The organism is Candidatus Accumulibacter vicinus, assembly GCF_000584955.1.
In the GTDB taxonomy this organism is placed as follows: Bacteria; Pseudomonadota; Gammaproteobacteria; order Burkholderiales; family Rhodocyclaceae; genus Accumulibacter; species Accumulibacter vicinus.
The window spans coordinates 5,316-7,111 of sequence record NZ_JDSS02000029.1; the positions used below are offsets into that span (position 1 = coordinate 5,316).

Genomic DNA, 1,796 nt, shown 5'->3' on the forward strand with positions numbered 1-1,796 from the left:
GCGCGGATTCCGCCGCCGCGCCGGCATCGGCACCGTGACTACGGGGGTACTGGCACCCAACGCGCCGCTGCGGGCGGCGGTGACGGCACTCGCGGGGGTGACCGCCGAGGTGGCACCGCCGACCGCGATGGCAGAAACCGCCTCGGCAACGGTCGCGTGCGCGACCGTGCAGAACACGCCCGAGGAACGACCACCGAACCCGCCCACCGCAAGGCCGCGCGTTGCGTCTGGGCACTCCTGCTGGCGCGCATCTATGAAGTGTTGCCGCTCGTCTCCCCCAAGTGCGGCGGCGACCTGCGGATCATCGCCTGCCTCAACGATGGCCCGCTGATTCGCGAGATTCTCGGCCACCTTGGCGAACCGACTTCGGCGCTGACCCTGCTTGGGGGCGTTGAATTTCGTATCCTTTGCCAACTGCGAACCCGCTCAGTTGAAAGGGTTCCGGATGATCAGGCCGGCGATTGACTGGCCATCCTGCATGTCTTCGCTGTAAAGGGTTGCGGCGCCGGCGGCTTCGGCACTGGCGATGATCTGGCTGTCCCAGAAGCTGTAGCCGGCCAGCTCCATCAGTTCCAGACCGCGCAGGATGTGGGCGACGCTGGCGTCGTGGGTGACCCACAGGCCGTAGCTGCGAACGATGTCGCGAGCCTGGGCAAGATTCAGGGGAGTCTTGAGTTTGCGCAGGGCATTCACCAGAAATTCCTGCAAGACCTGGGGACTTACGATTCCCCGGCGCTCTTCCCAAAGCGTGGCGAGCAGTCGGGCTGCGACGACTCGCTTGGGGCCTGCATCGCGGTCATGGGCGTAGAGCAGGATATTGGTATCGACAAAGGCGAGTGACTGATGCTTAACGCTCATGGGCATCGTCCCGGCTCAGGTACCGGCCGCCGAGTTCGAGGGCGCTGTCTTGCAGCCAGCCGATGGCCTGACGTTTGGCTTGCTGGTAGCGCAGATCGCTATCTACCTGTTCGGCAAGGTCCGCCGCGAGAAACCGACTGACGCTGACGTTCTGCCGGGCAGCAAGTTCACGGGCGCGTTGCAGCGTCCCGGCATCGAGCGAAAGAGTGATGTTTTGTTTCATGCTCGGCTCCAGCAAAATTGATCTACAAATATTGCACGTATTTTACGTGTAAATCAATGGAGGAAGGAGAGGAGATCCAATGTCAGATCGGCAAGTGCTCCAGAAGCCTGAAGCGCGATCAGTCGCGCGCGCACCGGCTCGTCGGGGCGCATCAACCGATCGCTGGGCGCTGCGCAAGCGTGCGGCCTGCGACGCCCGGCGCCAGCTTCCCCGCGCTCAGGCGCTTGAGTCGCGAGGTGAACATCGCATGAGCGGTTGCACGCGAGGCCGACGTCTGATCGGGCAGCCCTCGGCGCGCGGTGCCGGATGCATCGCCGGCACGGCCGGCGGCCCAGGCTTTGGCGAACGGTTCGGTCAGCAGCGGTTCGCGGTCGACACTTTCAGGCGACGGCTGGAAGTGCAGCGGCAAACGCCGCACCTCAGCTTGTGCAAGCAACGGTATGACGTCACAGCTCCCTATCCCGACCCCCCCAATCAGGATCCCGCCGTCGAGACCCTGGCGTTGCGCATTTTCGTGTCTGTCGTGGAACAGGCCTTACGCCGCTCCTGCCCAGCTGCGGGTGCCGATTCCCGGATCGGCGCGGTCGCCTTCATCCACCGCTTTGGCGCGCTGCTCCATCCGCATGTCCATTTCCACTGCATCGTGATCGAGGGGGTCTTCGAGGCAGGCGCCTCGGGAGCGGCGAGCTTCCACGAAAGCCGCGCCCCCGAGCAG

The 1,796-nt window shown here is 64.7% G+C and carries 4 protein-coding genes and 1 pseudogene; 2 read left to right on the forward strand and 3 right to left on the reverse strand.

The window, feature by feature from the left end; translation table 11 throughout:
- Positions 1 to 465: pseudogene (locus CAPSK01_RS14050) on the forward strand (hypothetical protein); the annotation flags it as partial.
- On the opposite strand, the gene CAPSK01_RS14055 reads toward CAPSK01_RS14050, so the two are convergent.
- From CAPSK01_RS14055 to CAPSK01_RS14065, 3 genes are all read right to left on the reverse strand, one after another.
- On the reverse strand, positions 427 to 858 hold the full coding sequence (locus CAPSK01_RS14055; RefSeq protein ID WP_034927914.1) for a PIN domain-containing protein: 432 nt from the start codon (positions 856 to 858) through the stop codon (positions 427 to 429). The pseudogene CAPSK01_RS14050 and the gene CAPSK01_RS14055 sit on opposite strands and share 39 nt — an antisense overlap.
- Positions 848 to 1,081: a hypothetical protein gene (locus CAPSK01_RS14060; RefSeq protein ID WP_034927918.1), complete on the reverse strand. Its 234-nt coding sequence runs from the start codon at positions 1,079 to 1,081 to the stop codon at positions 848 to 850. Before CAPSK01_RS14060 ends, CAPSK01_RS14055 begins: the two co-directional genes overlap by 11 nt.
- A gap of 151 nt (positions 1,082 to 1,232) precedes the next feature.
- Positions 1,233 to 1,490 (reverse strand): hypothetical protein, encoded by a 258-nt coding sequence (locus CAPSK01_RS14065; protein ID WP_034927921.1) that lies wholly within the window; start codon positions 1,488 to 1,490, stop codon positions 1,233 to 1,235.
- On the opposite strand from CAPSK01_RS14065, the gene CAPSK01_RS23045 reads away from it, so the two are divergent.
- A partial coding sequence (locus tag CAPSK01_RS23045; protein ID WP_273703712.1) for a transposase occupies positions 1,479 to 1,796 on the forward strand: 318 nt, incomplete at its 3' end. The two genes, CAPSK01_RS14065 and CAPSK01_RS23045, sit on opposite strands and share 12 nt — an antisense overlap.

What these genes read in the sequence shown, in the direction of transcription:
- CAPSK01_RS14055 (WP_034927914.1), bottom strand. Translation starts at nt 858, where the DNA reads ATGAGCGTTAAGCATCAGTCACTCGCCTTTGTCGATACCAATATCCTG.
- CAPSK01_RS14060 (WP_034927918.1), bottom strand. Translation starts at nt 1,081, where the DNA reads ATGAAACAAAACATCACTCTTTCGCTCGATGCCGGGACGCTGCAACGC.